The sequence below is a fragment of the Mannheimia haemolytica genome, assembly GCF_004342115.1.
GTDB classification, from domain to species: domain Bacteria; phylum Pseudomonadota; class Gammaproteobacteria; order Enterobacterales; family Pasteurellaceae; genus Mannheimia; species Mannheimia haemolytica.
Map to the genome: position 1 here is coordinate 1 of NZ_SMAC01000031.1, position 17,822 is coordinate 17,822.

The window sequence follows — 17,822 nt, forward strand, 5'->3', positions numbered from 1 at the left end:
TTATCTCCTGCTACATCGCAAATAGTGCTTTCTCTTAATTTAATATTTTAAAGACGTGCGATTTGTTCAAATACCTGTGGGGATTGTTCCACTAATCGCAAAAGAATAGTTGCTTGTGGGTTCGGTGTGCTTTTCCCTTGTTCCCACCCTTGATAGGTTTTAACGCTGGTTCGTAAACGCTTGGCAAATACCGCTTGAGAGAGATTTAGCTTTGCTCTGATTGCTTTTACTTCATCGGCTGAAATCTGTAGCGGTTCAGGGCGTGATAGGGTTTCAGTTCGCAGTGTTCGCTTGCCCTCTAAATGCTCTTTCATTGCGGTTAGGCTTTCCATTAAATCATTATAAAAACTCATATCTACCCCTTAGAGAGCAGTTTCAATAAAAGTTAAATTCATCTTATCTATTCCGTTGCGGTTCTACTGGGTGTTATAGTATCCGCAAAGTGAGGATAAATCAATAAAACAAGTAACAAAAAAGCCTAGCATATTTCATCTAGGCTTTGCTTGTTGGCGGTAGGGGTTAGCCTTGCCACTTGTTAAAGGTGCGTAGTTTGTCGATATAGTGAACATTTGTAACCGTCCGCCCGTTGCTTTCCCTTGTTTGGTATTCCCCTTTGTCTAATTCCTTAAGGGCTTGTTTAAACGCTCGGGTAAAGGTTCGGCGGTTGATTGGCTCTATATCGTTGAGCTGGCAAAAGTAGATATAAGCTGGATAAATCGCACTGTCTCTTGTGCCGTTATTAAGTGAACTTCCCATTGCCAGCCCGTTTACTGTCGGCAATATTTCAAACTCTTGAGCAAACTCTAAAACGTGGTTCACTTCCATTTTAACCGCTAGAGCTTCTTGGCTCACTCGTTGCTTTTCTAGTAGGGCTTTTGCTTCGAGTGGTTCGGGGAAAGTGTCAAACAGTAGGCGAATAATGCCGCCCGTTTCGGCTTGAATTTTATCAATTAAATTAAAGTCCCTTTCTTCAATCGGCACAATGCGATCAAACTTAAAAATCACTCTCCGCCTTTCCGTGCCTCCGCTGTTTTCGGTAAACAGAATCGGGGTGTTATTGGTTGTCATAAAGACCGCATTCACTTTTTGGCTAAACGGCTTTTTGTGTTTTGGGTTGAAGAATATATCATCGCCCCCTGTGATTGCCCTAATCGTTGCCCCGTCCCCGGTATATTTCGGTTGCTCTCCGGAGATGATAAATGTTTTATCAATGATAATGCAACGCTTAACTTCATCATCAAGAGCTTTTAGCGTTATGCCTACGTGGTTATTTTCACCTCCCAGCAGTTTCGCTATTTCGGTGTAAGTGCTTTTCCCTGTTCCGCCTAGCCCTGTTACCTAGATAAATAATTGCCATTTGTCGGCGTTAGTTAGCACCATAAACAAGCCGGCTAAAATCGTCTTAGCTCGCTCTAAGTTGCCGTGTCGGTCAATAAATGGGTTTGTTCGTTGTGGGTGGGGTAGCTTGTTGATTTCACTCAATAAGTCATCATTCACTAATAGCGGCGTGGCGGTTAGCTGTTGATGATAGGCAGTAATCGCTAGAGCCTCTAAAAAGCCCGTAGCCCCTGCCATTTCAATATTGATATGATCTTCAAGGTCAAGAGAAAGCACACCGATAAAAAACGGTCTGCCGTTATCGTGGTACAGTCGTTCAATTCGGATATGCGGAAAATCTAAAAAGCTCAAGGTTGCTTTGATAGGTTCACTCATTAAAGCAGTAATACCCGCTAAATTAAGCTCGTGTTTCATTTTGGTTTATTCCTTTATTCTTTCCGCCACTTTTAACAGTTGGCTAAGTTGTTTTCTTAAAATGCCGAGTGTGATTGAATCGGTTTCGCTTGGCATTGCGTTATGTTGTTGTTCCAGCTTCGCTATTCGGTTGCCTAGCACAATTAAAAGCTCGGGCAATGGGTAAGGCTCGGTTTCAGAATAGAGGCTTAAAAACGTGAATAAGGGTGTTTGATTGCCTTTGTCGTTATCGAGATAGTGCCGAATAGCCAGCCGCATTAAAACGGGGTTTTGCTTGGCGGTAATGCACCTCATTATTTACCCTCTTGTTTGCGGTAGTAACTTAATGCGGTTTCTTGTAGCCTTGCTTTTCATTGGTCGTATTCCAGCCCTAACTTAATCATCACGGCATTTTCTGCCAGCAAGTCATCAACCAGTTTGAGCTGTTGTTCGTTTAAATGGTGTCGGATTTCATCATTCGCTGAATAACCTTGAGCAAGTAGCCATTTTTTAGCAGTTGCTCCTAGTGCCGTGATGTAAACAAGGTTATTTTCTCGGGCGTAGGCGTGAATATCCTGCTTGCCTGTTTTCTCAAGATTGAGTTTGATTGCCTCGTTTAGTCGGAGCTGATCGCTTTTCAATTCAGCCCTTGCGATAATTTGCTTTCTCATTGCATTAAACGCTGTGATATAGCTTTCTTTGAATTGTATTGCTTTCTTACCGGTAAAGCCCATCACTAAAAGCGTAAAGCCGTCTTGGGTCATTAAATACATCTTTCTTGATTTGCCTTGCTCATCGATATATTTAGCCGCCTTAAAATTGAGGAGGCTAAATTCAGCAGAACATTCTAAGGTTTCAAGGCGTTTCAAAATGTTGTCGTGTCGTTTCTCGAAATATTCCGCCACTTTGAGCGTGTTAGTCATTGCTACGGTTTCTTTGTGAAAGACTTTCGGGAATACGGCTTGATTGATTTCTTTCATCATTTCCCCCTTATACTCGGTTATCTGCCAGCGATTGAATAAAGGCGTTGATTTCGCTTTCGAGATAACCCACGGAATTTGCCCCTAGCTGAATCTTCTTCGGGAAGTCTGGGCGATAGCGTTTTGATTTCGGGTTCTGCCAGTCTTGAAAAGTGGTTTTGCCTACGCCTAACTTTTGGCGTGCGTGAATAGGGCGGATAATGCGAACATCATCAGCTAAGTGTGTGATAGTGCTTTCGGTCATTTATATTCCCCTATGCTGTTAAATTGAAATGCTTAAACCTTGAAAGGGTTTAGGCGGTTGCAGTAGGGATTTTAAGAAATGAAAAGTTATTCAGGGGAAGAGTGAACTATTGAACAGTGTTCATTGAACAAATGAACTGTTGTTGAACGGTTTAAATAAAAAAATCCGCCATAATTAGCGGATTTTGATTAGTGTTGTCCTAAATATTTCTTGATTGTATTTTTAGATGGGATTGCATCGTGTGGATATTTATGACTTAGCATTGTATGAAGTTCACTATAGGTTGGTATTTTACCGTCTTTCATAAACTCACTTTTTTGAATAATTAGCTCGATAAAATGAGCCAATTTATCTTGATCTGTTTTTGGTGGGATATCTCCATCAAATATTGATGTTATGTCTGTTTGTTCTAGTTTTGTTTCTATTTTTAGGTTTTTATCAATGTAGGCTTCTAGTTCTTCTTTTTGAAAATAGAATATATTTGAAAAATCCTCTTCATCGTAAATTTCTTTTAAATCATTATTATTATCTAGTTCCTCAGATGATACGCAATAAGGCCGTAAGCCAATAGGGTAAAATATGATTTCTTTTAACTTGAAATAAAACTGATCAAATGGACTGTTTACCACATAATAATTATTTAAACTTTTTTGGAGCATTTTATAAAATAGTTTTGAATTTAAAAAATTTCTCTCGGATAGAGATTCTAACATTCGGCTTTCAACCATACCATTAATAATATCAAATTGCTTTCCTAACCCGTCGAATACTGGAAAATAAACAGACGCATAAGAATAACGTAATTCACTAATCTGAAACTCGCCATAAGGAGCATATAAAACTTCGACTTCATTCTTTGTTTGTTTATTTTTAAGTACCAATACCGTGTGATAGCCGTTCGAATACTCTGAAACCTCAATATTGCTATCTGCTAGGGCTTTTGTAAGACGTTCAGCCACATCTAATAATTGTGTTTCTAGAAGTAACTCAAAAACTCCTTTTAATCCATTGACTTTATAAAGAGGATTGCTGTCATTTAATCTAGGAATTGAATATATATTATTGAATACTCTAAATTCTTTTTTTGAAGCTAGAAAAATTAAATCACATTCTTCTAGATCTAATCCTTTAGATTTAACAAAATCACTAGCTTCCGAAAGTGATAAAAATTCTTGAGTAAGCATACATAACGCCCCTTTAACGCTGCCCTTTACTGTGAGAGCGTGGAAAGAGAAATAAAGGGCTTTCTCCTTTCGTTTTGGTAGCTACTCCGCCACTATCCACACTAATTTGAATAAATCCGTATAGTTACGAATTGAACTTTATAGGCTGTATTTTGCCAATTATTCAGATAAATTACAAATAATAAACTGTGTTTTATTACAGTGATTTAAAATAGGCTAACGGTAGGTTTCTGAACGCTATAAAAAAGGGCATTCAAGCGGTCATTTTTCATTAAGATTTTGCGAAAACTTGCCCCGTATTGATCCGCAATCGGTGCGTAATTGGTACAGAATTAAGCAATAAAAAAGCCGTTAATATCAATCAACGGCTATTTGAATGTGAGGTTTTGACAGGTCCTAACCTGCTAACTGTTCAGGTGTGCAACCGTAAATTTTAGCTAATTTTTCCCTTGTACGTTTTTGTGGGCGGTTGCCTTTGCGTTCTGCTTGTGAAATAGCGGACTGTGAAAGCCCTGTTTTTTCTGCCACTTCTTGTTGTGATAAATTGCGGTAAATCCGCCACGCTCCTAAGTTGTTTATATTCTGTTCCAGCTTGATTTTAACCACCTCAAAAGGAATAGTTACACCATCAAATTCATCTTTGTCATATTCCACTTCAACTAAATCATCATCGGTTTCATCATCATAGGGGAAATCATATAAATTGTCCCCTGTTAGCTGTTCAAATTCCGCCACCGGCACAAGTACAAATAAATCGTTGCCGTTAGTGTCTTTAATGGTTTGATATGGTTTCATCTCGTTTCTCCGTGCTGTTTGGGGCATTTCTGCCCCTTGTCTTTAGTGTGTATATGTTCTCTCGTCTCGTTTGGCGATAGTCTGAATTTCAATAATTCTTGGCTCGCCCTCCAGCCAGTCAAAAATCACTCTATACCGCCCCACACGCATTCTAAACCTGCTGATATAACCTTGTAGCCTTTTAATGTCTTTTTCTACGTTAGGAAATAATGCTAGGCTTTCAATCGCTTCAATAATTGCCAGTATATATCGGCTATCAATCTTTGAAAGCTGTTTATCTGCTTTCCCTGTGAATGTAATTTTATTCATTTATGATTTCCTTATAAATTCACAATAACACCATTATACTTTTTTATATTTCACTAATCAATAAATTATTAGCTTTTTATAAGTATAAATCAGGTTTTAAAATAAAATATAAGTAAATAGAGCAGAATAAAAGGCAAGTAAGCTACTTTTACCCACTTTTAACCCACTTTACCCACTGCTTACCCACTGTTTACCCACTGTCATTTTTTCTTTATTTTTCAGTTAGTTATAAAAAAATAATAGTGAAAAGTGGGTAAAGTGGGTAAAAATCGAAAAGTTTACAGAATTTTCATCAAGGGGAATTGCTGGCGATAAAAAAGCCGTCAGGCGATAACCTAACGGCATTACAAGCGGTCATTTTTGGCGGAAAATTTACCAGGCGACTAGTTTTAAGTGACTTACTCCGCTTTTTGCCATACATTGAGCAACATAATCTCCCCATAACTGCATAGCTTCCCGCCTTTGTGGTAAATATTTAGCCTTGTTATAAACGCCCCGTAATCCGCCTATAGTGTGAGATAAACACAGCTCTACCACGTCAGGCAATATGCCTTTTTCGTGTAGATAACTGCTTGTAGTTTTGCGTAAGCCGTGAGCGGTCAGTGCTTCTTTGCTATATCCTAAAGACTTTCTGATCGCTTTATTAACGGTTTGCGGGTTCATTCTGCCTGTTTTCGTTCTTACACTTGGGAATAAATAGCCGTTGCCATTGGCAAGCGTTTTGATTTTCTGTAGTAGCGAATAAGCCTGTTTTGATAATGGTACTATATGCGGCTTGCCTCCGTGTTTCTGTTTCATTTTTTGGGGTGGGATAACCCAAAGCCTCTTTTCTTCGTCAATATCTGTATATTCAGCTGTAACTGCTTCATTTGCTCTGATCATAGTAAGAAGTTGCCATTGTATTAAGTATCGAGTAAGTAACTCTAAATTAGAGTTTTGTAACCGTTCGCAAAATTCGGGCAATTCCTCAAAAGGAATATAAGCAAATTCCCCTCTTGGTTTTGCTTCAAATGCTTTTTTGATATTGCTACAAGGATTTAGCGGAATGATGAATAAGCTATTTACGGTAGTCTAAAATTTCATTAAGTAACCTCATCGACTTTCTGAACATTTTAGCTTTATTTGCTTTGTAGGGAATATCTAAAACAGGCTTCACTACTGCCGGTATAATTTTATCTATCGGCAAGTCTTTTAAGTGGGGGAGTAAGTATATTTCAGCAATCCGCCAGTTCTTAGAGAGTGTTAGCGGTTTTATAACGTCCTCTTTGCTTGCCTTCCATTGCTCCGCCACATAAGCGAAGGTGTTTACTAAACGGTTTTGTTCTGTGATGGTGGTTTCTATACGGTGGGCTTGCGGATCGATATTTTGAGCAAGAAGAGCATTATATTCATCTTTAGTTTGCCTTGCTTGCTGTAAAGAAACATCGGGGTAACTGCCTATGCTGATTAAAGCCTGTTTTTTAGGGTTAGTGTATGGTTTGTAATAATTAAACCGCCACAACTTAGTCCCGTTGGGTTTGACAAGCAGATAAAGCCCTTTGCCGTCGGCTAGGGTATATTCTTTTTCTTTTGGCTTGGCTTTATCAATTTGAGTGCTATTTAATGGTGTAGTTGAACGTGCCATCTTTTCCCCTTGCGTTAGTTATACGCTATTAAGTTTTAGTTATACGACTTTTTAGATTTGCTATACCGTATAACTAAACGTATAACTAAAATCTTCGGATTTGATTGTACTCGATAGGTATGCATAGGACAATAAAAAAGCCTTGAAGTATTGATTTTCAAGGCTTTTAAGGTACCTATAGAACTCTATAGGTCTTTAATTTGGTGCTCTGGGCGAGACTTGAACTCGCACGGACTGTGTCCACCACCCCCTCAAGATGGCGTGTCTACCAATTCCACCACCAGAGCTTTATTCTTTTTAATGTTAAGCGATTATTGAGGGATATCGCTATTTTCTATTTTTACAGGTTCTACTTGCTTTTGTTCAACTTGGCTTAAGTCTTCAAATTGGCTTAAGTCTTCAAATTGGCTTTTCGGTGCTACATTGTGTGAGCTTAAATTACCGATAACTAAACTAATTGCGAAGAAAATCGTTGCAAGTAGAGCAGTTGTTCTTGATAAAAAATTTGCTGATCCTGCTGAGCCGAAAACTGTTGCTGAAGCACCCGCCCCGAAAGAAGCACCTGCATCAGCGCCTTTACCTTGTTGCATTAATACAAATGCGATCAGTAATACGGCAACTACAAGATAAACAATAGTGAGTACATTAATTAACATTAATTTATTCTCTTGTATTCTTTATGCGAAATTTGCAATGGCGTGCATAATATAGAATTTACGCCCGTTTGACAAGTGCTAAACAGTAATTTTTACCTGCTTGATTTAATTTTCAGCAGTTTGTGTTCGCTTTTTAAAATAACGAGGTTTATTGCCGCTTGCAAGCGGTGTGATTTTCGCTAAATTTTGCAACACTTGGCGGTTTGGGCTTTGTAATAAATGTGGGAGCTGTTGGTTTAGATCAAACATAAATTGCTGATAGCTGGTCTCTTTTTTGCTGATTTGATTCAGCTGCATTTCCCAATGAGCGGTCATATCCGGCTGGGTAGCAGAGTCGGGAAGTGCTTGAATCAATATTCTGCCGGCTTCGGTACTGTGGATATTTTTCCCTTTACGGATTAAAAAACCACGTTTAAACAGCAATTCGATAATACCGGCTCGGGTTGCCTCCGTGCCTAAACCATCGGTTTCACGCAAGATTTTTTTCAATTCTTTATCTTGTACAAAACGGGCGATCCCGGTCATTGCTGAAAGCAAACTGCGATCAGTAAAGTGGCGGGGCGGTTGTGTTTTTTTGCTGACAATTTCCCCTTTTTCACAATGGAGGATTTGCCCTTTTTTGACAATCGGTAGTAGTGGCTCTGCATCGTCAAGGCTATCTTCTTTACCCAGTAACGCTCGCCAGCCGGCAATTACAAGGTTGCGTGCTTGAGCGACAAAACTACCACCTGCAATTTCAAGCCCGATTTTACTTTTGCGATATTCCGCATCAGGGCAGAATTGCATTAGATATTGGCGGGCAATGAGTTGATAAACTCTTTTTTCATTTTCGGTTAAATGTACCGTCCCTTGCCGTGCAGTGGGAATAATGGCGTGGTGGGCTTCCACCTCTTTATCATTCCAGCAACGATTGCGAATAGTGGCATCAATCACTTCCGGTTTTTGTTGATATTCAGGTAAATGATGAGCAATCGCCGCCATCACTTTAAATCTGTCGTTGAAATGTTCGGTCGGCAAATACCGATTATCAGAACGAGGGTAGGTAATTAGTTTATGGGTTTCATACAGCTTTTGGCAAATATCCAACACCGCTTGGGCGGATAGCCCATATCTGCCGGCGGCTTCCATTTGTAATACCGAAAGAGAATAAGGCAGCGGTGCAGTTTCTTTTTCAATTTTATTTTGATATTCGGTGACGGTTGCCGGCTGGTCGGTAATCCGTTTTACCACATTTTCTGCCAATGGACGAGACAGCACCCGCCCATCTTCATCTTGATAATCTTCACAGGCTTTACTCGGTTGCCACTGCGCCTTAAATCGCTCTTGGGTTTCCGGCACGACAATCTGTGCCAACACCTCAAAATAATCCTTTGGCACGAAATGCTCGATCTCCAGATCTCGGCGAACAATCAGCCCTAATACCGGCGTTTGCACACGTCCGACTGATAACACGCCTTTATAGCCTGCCCAACGCCCCTGTAGGGTATAGGCTCGGGTCATATTGATACCATACAGCCAATCCGCTCTGGCTCGGGCGAGAGCAGAGGTTGCAAGCGGTATAAAATCGCTGTTTTTTTGCAATTTTTCAATGGCTCGGCTCACCACATTCGGGTTGAGATCGCTTACCAAACAACGCTGAATTTGGCTTTTGCGTTCAGCAGATAAATTCAAATAGCCAAAAACTTCGTCCACCAACAGCTGCCCTTCTCGATCCGGGTCTCCGGCATTGACTAAAACATCGGCTTTTTTAATCAGCTTTTCCACCACTTTAAACTGCTTGAGCGTCTCTTTTTTGGGAATCAATTTCCATTGTTCAGGCACAATCGGCAAATGTTCCATTCGCCACATTTTGAAACGCTCATCATAGACATCGGGTTCAGCCTGTTCCAATAAATGACCGATACACCAAGTAACAGTGTCGTGTTCGCCGCATTGGATAAAGCCATCTCCTTTGGTATGGGGTTTTGGTAACACATCGGCAATCGCTCGGGCAAGGCTGGGTTTTTCGGCAACAAATAAACGCATAATCGTAAATTATTTAAGAAAATGAACCGCTTGTGGGCTGACAAGCGGTCAAAAAAGGTTGTTATTTTGCAATTAATTCAAGCCTTGTTCAGATAAAATCATCTGACATTGAACAGGCGCTGTGGGTAGCACTTTGGCTTTTGGTGTGCCGGAGGCTTCTTTCGGCTCAAACCACGAGTAAAGCTCTTCACCACAGCCGTCACCGGCAGGCACAGGGGCTTGATTTTCACAACTTGCGGCATCAGCCGGGCAGGTTAAACGGACGTGGAAATGGGAGTCGTGTCCGTACCACGGGCGAATTTTGCGTAACCAAGCACGATCATTGCCTGCGGTTTGGCAGAGTTTCACTTTAATGGCAGGATTGACAAAAATGCGATCCACTCGAGGATCGGTTGCAGCAAGTTTTACTAAATTAGTATGGTGTTGATTCCAGAGTGAATCATCAACCCGCTCGGTACTACGGTTTACCATAATGGTGGCAAGCCCTGCTGGATTGCGGGCGGTTTCATCGTCCATCGGTCCGAACTTAAACCAAATATCAGCATCCAGCCCGGTTTGATGGGAGGCGTGACCGGAGGCAAAACGCCCACCGGCAGGCATTCCCATATCGCCGATTAAAATGGTTGGCACACCGGCAGCTTTGGTTTTTTTGCCTAAGTAAGTGAGATAATCGAGCAGTTGTGGGTGTCCGTAATAGCGGTTACGAGCCGAGCGGATCACTTGGTAGCCTTCGCCTTTTAATGCAAGGGGCTGTGCCCCAATAATACAGCCGTTACTATAACCGCCGATAGATTGTGCTTTTCCTTGAACCGGAGTTTTGATTTTCTCCCATTGCGTTGCATTCAGTGCGGTAGCTGTAAAAGCAAGGCTTGAGACTAAAAGTGTTTTTAATAATTTCATTTTTCCAATTTTATGTGTTTAACGGCATTGAGCCTTAAATCTTAACAGATGGTCGAGTAGTACAATCGCCATCATCGCTTCTGCAATCGGCACAGCACGAATACCTACACAGGGGTCGTGTCTGCCTTTGGTGATCACTTCAACGGCTTCGTTGTTTTTGTTCACGCTTCTGCCGGGAATAGTAATGCTTGAGGTCGGCTTTAACGCAATATGAGCGATAATCGGCTGACCGGAGCTAATACCACCTAAAATTCCGCCGGCGTGATTAGAGAGAAAGCCTTGCGGCGTCATCTCATCTCGGTGCTGGCTACCACGTTGTTCCACAACTGCAAAACCATCGCCAATTTCCACCGCTTTCACGGCGTTGATCGACATTAAGGCGTGGGCAAGGTCGGCATCTAGGCGGTCAAACACAGGTTCGCCTAACCCTACAGGTACACGCTCTGCAATCACGGTTAATTTTGCCCCCACCGAATCGCCATCTTTTTTCAGCTCACGAATTAAGGCATCAAAGCCTTCAATCGCAACGGGATCGGGGCAGAAGAAAGGATTACTATTGACTGCGTGCCAATCAATTTGTTCAATATTTTCAACGGTTTTCGGGTCAATTTTGATATTGCCGATTTGTGAGAGGTAGCCTCGCACTTCAATGCCAAATTGCTCACGCAAATATTTTTTGGCAATCGCCCCGGCGGCAACCCGCATTGCGGTTTCCCGAGCAGAAGAACGCCCACCGCCACGGTAATCTCGAATGCCGTATTTTTGCTGATAGGTATAATCTGCGTGCCCCGGGCGGAATTTTTCGGCAATGTCGCCATAGTCTTGTGAGCGTTGGTCACCGTTTTTAATGATTAAACCAATGCTTGTTCCCGTCGTTTTGCCTTCAAAGACGCCCGATAAAATTTGCACTTCATCATCTTCACGGCGAGGCGTGGTGTAGCGTGAAGTACCGGGTTTACGGCGGTCTAAATCCGGCTGTAAATCTGCTTCGCTTAAAGCCATATTCGGCGGTACGCCATCTACGATACAGCCTAATGCAATACCGTGAGATTCGCCGAAAGTGGTCACTTTAAATAATTGTCCGATGCTGTTGCCTGCCATTGTTATTCCTTTTCTTTTGCTGTTATGTTATTTGGTCGTTCAAACTCAAAGCGTTTTGAATCTACTTTAATTTCATCTTGTGTATCGTTGTTTTTGATATAAACATCTAATTGGTTAAATGCAATATCAATATTATGTTCATTAAAGAGCTGGTGGATGCGTGTATTTAGTGCATCAATAGTTGGGTTACGATCAGATAAATCGTTCACATAGGCTCTTAATTCGTGATCTAAAGTGCTTGCACCAAAGGTAAGGAAATAAGCCCTTGGTTGCGGATCTTTCAAGACTTTCGGATTTTCTTCCGCCACTTGTAATAACAGCCGTTTGACTAATTCTAAATCAGACCCGTAAGCCACGCCGACTTGAACAATAATGCGGGTTGCGGTGCTGCTTAATGCCCAGTTCACCAAGCGTTCGGTTACGAATGCTTTGTTTGGTACAATCACTTCTTTGCCGTCAAAATCGACTAAGGTTGTGGCACGAATACGAATTTTGGAAACCGTACCGCTGTAAGTGCCGATGGTAATGGTGTCGCCAATCCGCATTGGACGTTCAAACAAGATGATAATCCCTGAAACGAAGTTTGCAAAGATCTCTTGCATACCAAAACCCAGACCGACAGAAAGTGCAGTTAGTAGCCATTGGAGCTTGCTCCAAGACATCCCTAATGTACCGAACGCAAAGATTGCCCCTAACGCAATAATCAAATAGGTTAAGAGTGTGGTAATTGTGTATGGTGTACCTTGCGATAACTTGAAGTGCGAGAAAATCAGGGCTTCAAGTAAACCGGATAAGTTCCGAATGAGTACCACCATTACCACAATAATCAGAATAGCAGTGAGTAAATTCAGCAGGGTAATGGATTCCATTACAATCCCGGCTTCTGTTGTAACACTTTGTTGCCATAAGGTAACGCCGTCTAGGTAGAGTGCAACAGTAATTAAGTCCGACCAAACCCAGTAAAGCAGCACAAATAAGCCAATCCAAAGCACAAAATCAGTTAATTTCAACATTTGGTTCTTGACTTCGCTTACGGCAATAGAGTCTTCTTTTAGCTCAAAAGGAAGCTCGACACCGTCCGGGTTTTCATCATTTTGTTCTGCTTTAGCTCGTGCTTTGGCTTCAGCTGCTTCTCTTTTTTCTTGTAAACGTCTGTAAGCCAGACGGCGTGATGAAATAGAGAATGCTCGATAGAGAATATTACGAATAATAATCCAAGTAATGATCGCAAAATAAGAATCTACTAAATGCTCAATGATCACCAGTGCAGTATAGTAATAGCCCAATGCAATCAGAATGATAAGAATGATAGGGGCAAGCAGTAGCACTAATTTGACAATAGTGAGTAAAATACTTTTAGATTCTTTTTTCTCTTCTGTTGTGACATTCTCATAGGTGGAAATAGCTTGCCTAAATGCCGGTACAATCATCCAAATCATTAATATAAGGACAAAAATAGTCATTGTTTGTCCAAGCATGTCGTAAGATATTCCCATCTCTAAGTTTGTAAAAATAGAGGTGTTCAGTAATAAAGCAATGATCCATACCGAACGTTTTAAAATATTACGGAAGATTTCATTACTTTTTTGTGGCATATTAAAGTGAATATGTCCTATGCCGTGCGGGCGTAGCATCGCCACTAAAAAGGCAAAATACAGCCAATAAATTGCCATTTTTAATCCCCAAGTCCAGACTTCCTGAGGATTTTCAAATGAAATATAAGTGATAGCAATAAATCCGGCTAAGAACATTAGTGTACTTGGCAGGCAAAGCACTAATGTCCAAAAAATAGCAAGAGGGGTGTTCCATTGGCTATCTGTGGCGACAATTTTTAGTCGATTATTAATTTGGTGTAATTTTTGTTTAATTTTATCTTTTTGGCGATTAATAAAGATGGCTAATAGCAATAAAATTCCGACTAAAATACTTGCAGGTAATAAATTATCCCGCCAATTTGAAAAATTGAGTTTTTTTCCAATATCAATAAATTGATAGTGGGTAATATCGACAAATTTACTAAACCATTCAAGATCAATGGGGTTGTTACTTTTAACCCAGAAGCTTTGCTGTTGCAGTTTTTGCTGTAACGCATCACTAATGGTCTGCGCTTGTTGCTGGTTTAGTTCAATATTGATTAATAAATTGAGCTGATTATTTAATGATTTAATCATCTCAGTTAAAGTGTCAGAACGTTCCTGTAAAATTTTACTCAGTTGTTCTTTCTCTTTACTCGTAAAGGTTGTTTTTTCATCTTGCTCTATGCGGCTGATATAAGCATTTATGTCCGCAAAAGAGTCTTTAAATTCAGTGATATCAAAAACACGTACACGTAAATCTGCAATTTGTTTTGATAGTCCGGAAATCATTTCATCTTGTGGTAATGATTGTTTTTGCTTATTAATAATACGAGAAAGCACCAACGTACCTTGCAGAGAACTGATTTGTTCTTCAATATTACGTTGGGTTTGCTGTAAATTATCTAGCACACTTTTGATTCGCAAATTATCTTGTGATAACTGCGTCATATCTTTGGTCTGTTTTAGCAACTCTTGTGTGACTTTGGTATTTATATCCAATTCACGCAAGATAACTGGGTTCGTCGTTGCATTATTTTGCTGATTTTGAACCGCTTGTGCTTGATCTAGCTTGTTCTGAGACTCTTCTACAATTTTATTGTTGATAGCAGTCTGCAGGTTTGCAATTTCTGCTTGTAGATTTTGCTGCTCTTGCTTTTTTTCATCTAATTGAGCAGAGTAAAGCGCAGATAAATCCTCGCTGCCACCAAGTAATATTTGATTGTAAGTGTTTTTTAATTCTATTAATTCTAATTCTACTTCTAACTTTGTCTGTAGTTCATTTTTAATGTTAGTCGCTGAAAGTTGGCTACTAATTTCCTGTTTACGTTTAACCATCTCGGTTAAGGCCGTTTGAGCCTTATCCGGTGCGGTATTTTGTGCAACTAAATTATTATTAATAATACTTAAATCGTGTTGTACTGTTTCCAGCTGAGATTGTGTAGAGGTTAACTCTTTTTGTAAATCTGTTGTCGCTTTTTGTGTTAAATTATCGACACTTGCAATAGTCACCTCTTTTAATTTTTCAAGATTATGTTGGCTTGTTTTTAATGCTTTTTGGGAATCTTGAATAGATTTATTCAATGCCTGATTATCTGCTTTTTGTTTATCAATTTGGGCTAAGAAAGCAAGCGTATCTTCAAGTGTTTGAACCAATGCCTTATTATCCGCATCGGCTTGATCTAATTTTTTGGCGCTATCTAACTGCGTTTGCACTGCCTGTTGGGTTGGCAATTCAGCTAATGCATAACTATTTAGCATTAAGCCTAAACTAAGCACAAATGTTTTTAAAATCGGTCTAAACATAGATTTCCTTTAATACTTTGAGTTTTAAATCTTGTTGTAATTGTGTTCTTGATAGTTTAATTAAGCCTTGTTTTTGGTATTTTTCTATATCCAGTAAATAATAGGCAACAGGCTGTTTGAATCTTTCTAATTTATCAGACAGCCAAATTTTTAATTTATGGAGTTCATTTTTTGAATCAGATTGCTTGAATTGTAAGAACGCCACTGGTCGATGTCCAAATTGCTTATCTTCAATCGGCAACACGATAATCTGTTCGACAAGCTGAGAACGAAAAATCAGTTGTTCAATTTCCTCAGGTTGGATATTTTCCCCTCCTGAAATAAACATATTATCCAATCGTCCTTTTATTACAAGCTGTTTTTTGTGATTCCATTCGCCACGATCTTTAGTGGCAAACCAGCCTTGTGTGTTTACAAGCGGTCGAATTTGCCCATTTTTTTGCCAATAGCCTAAGCCGAGTGATTTGCCTTTTACCCAAATTTCACCATTTTCTAATTTTAGTTCCCGATGTTTTAACGGAAAACCAACACTGTTTAAATCATTTTCTACTGCACAAATGGTTGATGCCATCTCAGTCATTCCGTAGCCTGAAAAGGTAGTCATCCCAGATTGTTGTGCTTGAGCAATCAATTCGGCTGGAAGCATAGATCCACCCAGTAAACATTTTTGGCTGACCATAGAATCTAATTGGTTTAAATAGCGTTGTAATTGGGTGGGGACTAAAGAGAGATGGCTCACTTTTTGTGCTGAAAGAAAAAAATCACTTTTGCCTTCGTGAACATACAGTGTTGCACCTTTAAATAACCAACGCCAAATAATGCCTTGTCCGGAAACGTGAAACAGAGGCAAGCTCAGTAGCCAAGAGTTTGGCTGCTCAAATGCCATTAATTCACATACTCCTTCGGCACTATAGAGATGGGCCGCTATAGAATGCACCACTGCTTTAGGTTTACCGCTTGAGCCTGAGGTTAGGGTTAGGGTAGCTGGTTTTTCAAAATCAATCGTAGGGAAGGCATTACAAGCGGTCGTTTTTGCTGAAAATTTTGCAAAGTCGGCATCATTAATAATGAGATCAACACCATTGTCATCTAAGACTGCTTGTCGTTGACTTGCTTTTTGAGCAGGGTTAAGCATTAGAATCTTAGCCCCCAAAGCAAGGCTAGCACAATAAGTGAGCAAGCCAATGAGCCGATGAGAACCACAATAGGCAATCAAACTGTGCGGAGTAGCACCTTGTTGTTGCAACACGAAAATAGCTTGCGCAATCAACTGATTCAAACTATACCAAGTGATGTTTGATGGAAGGTGGTTAAGATAGTCTGATGTTCCTTTTTCCCAAATAATCGCCACATTTTGGGCTGAATGAGCAGCCCAAAATTGGGTAGGAAAGCGAGTAGAATTGATGAGCATTTCAATTAATTAGATAAAAAGCGCTTGAATGCGTTCGATTAACTGGCTTGGTACTTTCATGGATTCCATTACGCCTTTGAGAATAAGTCCCTTGCGTGCGGTATTATTATTGGTAATTACCCAAAACGGTGAATCTGGGATCTGCTTGGCTTTTACTCCACTCCCAGTAGCTAAAATTTCGGCTTCACTTTGCGAAAAGTAGATACGTTCATTACCACGCACTTTTTCGGTTGCTTTAGCAAAAGCCTCCGGATTTGCTCGATATAATGCGGCTAATAGCATAGTAAAACGCACTACATTTTTATTTTCGTTCATAAAATGCTCGGAATTTAAAATGTTTTCCAATTTTTCAACGGTTTTTTCTGCATTGGATTCATTTTTTTTCGTAGCACGAGAAGGCGTTTTGACAAGCTCTTTAAGCTCGTTGATCATGTGTTCTTGTACTAAAACAAAAGGCTGAGGCGATTGTGGCAGGCGTAATAGACGGCGTAATATATCTGACGCAGTTTCACCAATAGATTGTGTACGGCTTGCAATATACTGATATAATTCATCATCAATTTCGATTCGTTTCATCGGGATCCTCAAATATCTGCGGGTATTAAATGCGTTAATAGTGTTTGCTATTATACGCATTTCTATTGTTTTTTATAGAGGATCATCGCTGAAAATTTATATGAACAATGACATTTATATGACAGAAAAATCGCAGTTAAACTTTAATTACCAACCTTCGAATAATCATGCTAATGCTCAGACGATGATCTTCTTACATGGATTGTTTGGAGATTTAAATAACCTAGGCGCAATAGCAAAACCGTTCGCAGAACGTTACTCCATTTTAATGGTTGATCTCAGAAATCACGGGCGATCTTTTCATTCAGACGAAATGAATTATGCTTTGATTGCACAAGATTTAGCACAATTACTCACAGAATTAAATATCCAAAATGCTATTGTGGTTGGGCATTCAATGGGCGGAAAAAGTGCGATGGCATTGGCTGCATTTGCTCCTGAACTGGTGGAGAAATTGGTAGTGATTGATATTGCCCCGGTCACTTATACCCAAAATCGGCATCAGCAGGTTATGGCAGCCTTATTTGCGGTGAAAGAAGCTAAACCCCAGAATCGTCAGCAAGCTAAAGCGATAATGGCTGAATATATTCGAGATGAAGGCGTGCAACAGTTTATGTTGAAATCTTTTGATGCCCAAAGCGAGCAATCTTTCCGTTTTAATTTACAGGCGCTAAAAGATAATTATCAGAATGTGATGGGGTGGCAGCAGGTATTTGTGGATAAACCGACCTTGTTTATTAAAGGTGCATTATCGGATTATATTCAAGCAGAGCATACACAAACGATTTTGGCACAATTTCCGCAGGCCAAATCTTTCATTGTGGCAAACGCTGATCACTGGGTTCACGCAGAAAAAACAGAAACTGTTGTGAGAGCAATCAATAAATTTTTAGAAAAATAAGGGAG

19 protein-coding genes, 1 tRNA gene and 1 pseudogene are annotated in these 17,822 nt (G+C 40.1%); 1 reads left to right on the forward strand and 20 read right to left on the reverse strand.

Annotated features, from left to right (window positions below):
• Positions 1 to 47 precede the first annotated feature (47 nt).
• The 20 genes and pseudogenes from EDC41_RS10800 to seqA all read right to left on the reverse strand — a co-directional run bounded on the left by EDC41_RS10800 (position 48) and on the right by seqA (position 16,916).
• Positions 48 to 353 (reverse strand): helix-turn-helix domain-containing protein, encoded by a 306-nt coding sequence (locus EDC41_RS10800; protein ID WP_020831320.1) that lies wholly within the window; start codon positions 351 to 353, stop codon positions 48 to 50.
• 166 nt (positions 354 to 519) lie between these two features.
• On the reverse strand, positions 520 to 825 hold the full coding sequence (locus EDC41_RS14045; protein WP_305954855.1) for a primase-like DNA-binding domain-containing protein: 306 nt from the start codon (positions 823 to 825) through the stop codon (positions 520 to 522).
• A 195-nt stretch (positions 826 to 1,020) separates the two neighbouring features.
• Positions 1,021 to 1,323: pseudogene (locus EDC41_RS14050) on the reverse strand (DUF5906 domain-containing protein); the annotation flags it as partial.
• Positions 1,324 to 1,338: 15 nt separating this feature from the next.
• The gene (locus EDC41_RS10810) at positions 1,339 to 1,752 is read right to left on the reverse strand and encodes a hypothetical protein (protein ID WP_006252017.1); all 414 of its coding nucleotides are present in this window, start codon (positions 1,750 to 1,752) and stop codon (positions 1,339 to 1,341) included.
• Positions 1,753 to 1,758: 6 nt separating this feature from the next.
• Complete coding sequence (locus EDC41_RS10815; RefSeq protein ID WP_020831326.1) at positions 1,759 to 2,046, reverse strand: hypothetical protein; 288 nt, start codon at positions 2,044 to 2,046, stop codon at positions 1,759 to 1,761.
• 56 nt (positions 2,047 to 2,102) lie between these two features.
• A complete protein-coding gene (locus EDC41_RS10820; RefSeq protein ID WP_006252015.1) occupies positions 2,103 to 2,714 on the reverse strand; it encodes a Rha family transcriptional regulator in 612 nt (203 codons plus the stop codon).
• A 7-nt stretch (positions 2,715 to 2,721) separates the two neighbouring features.
• The gene (locus tag EDC41_RS10825; protein WP_006252014.1) at positions 2,722 to 2,955 is read right to left on the reverse strand and encodes a helix-turn-helix transcriptional regulator; all 234 of its coding nucleotides are present in this window, start codon (positions 2,953 to 2,955) and stop codon (positions 2,722 to 2,724) included.
• Positions 2,956 to 3,143: 188 nt separating this feature from the next.
• A complete protein-coding gene (locus tag EDC41_RS10830) occupies positions 3,144 to 4,139 on the reverse strand; it encodes a hypothetical protein (protein WP_006252013.1) in 996 nt (331 codons plus the stop codon).
• Positions 4,140 to 4,535: 396 nt separating this feature from the next.
• Entirely contained in the window at positions 4,536 to 4,934 is a 399-nt protein-coding gene (locus EDC41_RS10835) for a helix-turn-helix domain-containing protein (RefSeq protein WP_006252012.1), read from the reverse strand.
• A 42-nt stretch (positions 4,935 to 4,976) separates the two neighbouring features.
• Positions 4,977 to 5,243 (reverse strand): type II toxin-antitoxin system RelE family toxin, encoded by a 267-nt coding sequence (locus EDC41_RS10840; RefSeq protein ID WP_006252011.1) that lies wholly within the window; start codon positions 5,241 to 5,243, stop codon positions 4,977 to 4,979.
• Positions 5,244 to 5,615: 372 nt separating this feature from the next.
• Positions 5,616 to 6,206: a tyrosine-type recombinase/integrase gene (locus EDC41_RS10845; protein ID WP_020831340.1), complete on the reverse strand. Its 591-nt coding sequence runs from the start codon at positions 6,204 to 6,206 to the stop codon at positions 5,616 to 5,618.
• A gap of 94 nt (positions 6,207 to 6,300) precedes the next feature.
• Positions 6,301 to 6,867 carry an integrase arm-type DNA-binding domain-containing protein gene (locus EDC41_RS10850; protein WP_006252008.1) on the reverse strand — a complete coding sequence of 189 codons (567 nt, stop codon included), beginning with the start codon at positions 6,865 to 6,867 and terminating at the stop codon, positions 6,301 to 6,303.
• Between the two features lie 201 nt (positions 6,868 to 7,068).
• Positions 7,069 to 7,154, reverse strand: a tRNA-Leu gene (locus tag EDC41_RS10855).
• Between the two features lie 24 nt (positions 7,155 to 7,178).
• Positions 7,179 to 7,523, reverse strand: coding sequence for a preprotein translocase subunit SecG (gene secG / locus EDC41_RS10860; protein ID WP_006252758.1), 345 nt, complete (start codon positions 7,521 to 7,523; stop codon positions 7,179 to 7,181).
• A 105-nt stretch (positions 7,524 to 7,628) separates the two neighbouring features.
• The gene (locus EDC41_RS10865; RefSeq protein WP_006252007.1) at positions 7,629 to 9,548 is read right to left on the reverse strand and encodes a DNA topoisomerase III; all 1,920 of its coding nucleotides are present in this window, start codon (positions 9,546 to 9,548) and stop codon (positions 7,629 to 7,631) included.
• A 72-nt stretch (positions 9,549 to 9,620) separates the two neighbouring features.
• Positions 9,621 to 10,448: a penicillin-insensitive murein endopeptidase gene (mepA, locus tag EDC41_RS10870; RefSeq protein ID WP_006252006.1), complete on the reverse strand. Its 828-nt coding sequence runs from the start codon at positions 10,446 to 10,448 to the stop codon at positions 9,621 to 9,623.
• Positions 10,449 to 10,466: 18 nt separating this feature from the next.
• Positions 10,467 to 11,549, reverse strand: coding sequence for a chorismate synthase (aroC, locus tag EDC41_RS10875; protein WP_006252005.1), 1,083 nt, complete (start codon positions 11,547 to 11,549; stop codon positions 10,467 to 10,469).
• A 2-nt stretch (positions 11,550 to 11,551) separates the two neighbouring features.
• Positions 11,552 to 14,929: a mechanosensitive channel MscK gene (gene mscK / locus EDC41_RS10880; RefSeq protein WP_006252004.1), complete on the reverse strand. Its 3,378-nt coding sequence runs from the start codon at positions 14,927 to 14,929 to the stop codon at positions 11,552 to 11,554.
• Complete coding sequence (menE, locus tag EDC41_RS10885; RefSeq protein ID WP_006252003.1) at positions 14,922 to 16,340, reverse strand: o-succinylbenzoate--CoA ligase; 1,419 nt, start codon at positions 16,338 to 16,340, stop codon at positions 14,922 to 14,924. Before menE ends, mscK begins: the two co-directional genes overlap by 8 nt.
• A gap of 9 nt (positions 16,341 to 16,349) precedes the next feature.
• Positions 16,350 to 16,916 (reverse strand): replication initiation negative regulator SeqA, encoded by a 567-nt coding sequence (seqA, locus tag EDC41_RS10890; protein WP_006248946.1) that lies wholly within the window; start codon positions 16,914 to 16,916, stop codon positions 16,350 to 16,352.
• Positions 16,917 to 17,034: 118 nt separating this feature from the next.
• On the opposite strand from seqA, the gene EDC41_RS10895 reads away from it, so the two are divergent.
• The gene (locus EDC41_RS10895) at positions 17,035 to 17,817 is read left to right on the forward strand and encodes an alpha/beta fold hydrolase (RefSeq protein WP_031200389.1); all 783 of its coding nucleotides are present in this window, start codon (positions 17,035 to 17,037) and stop codon (positions 17,815 to 17,817) included.
• Positions 17,818 to 17,822: the final 5 nt, after the last annotated feature.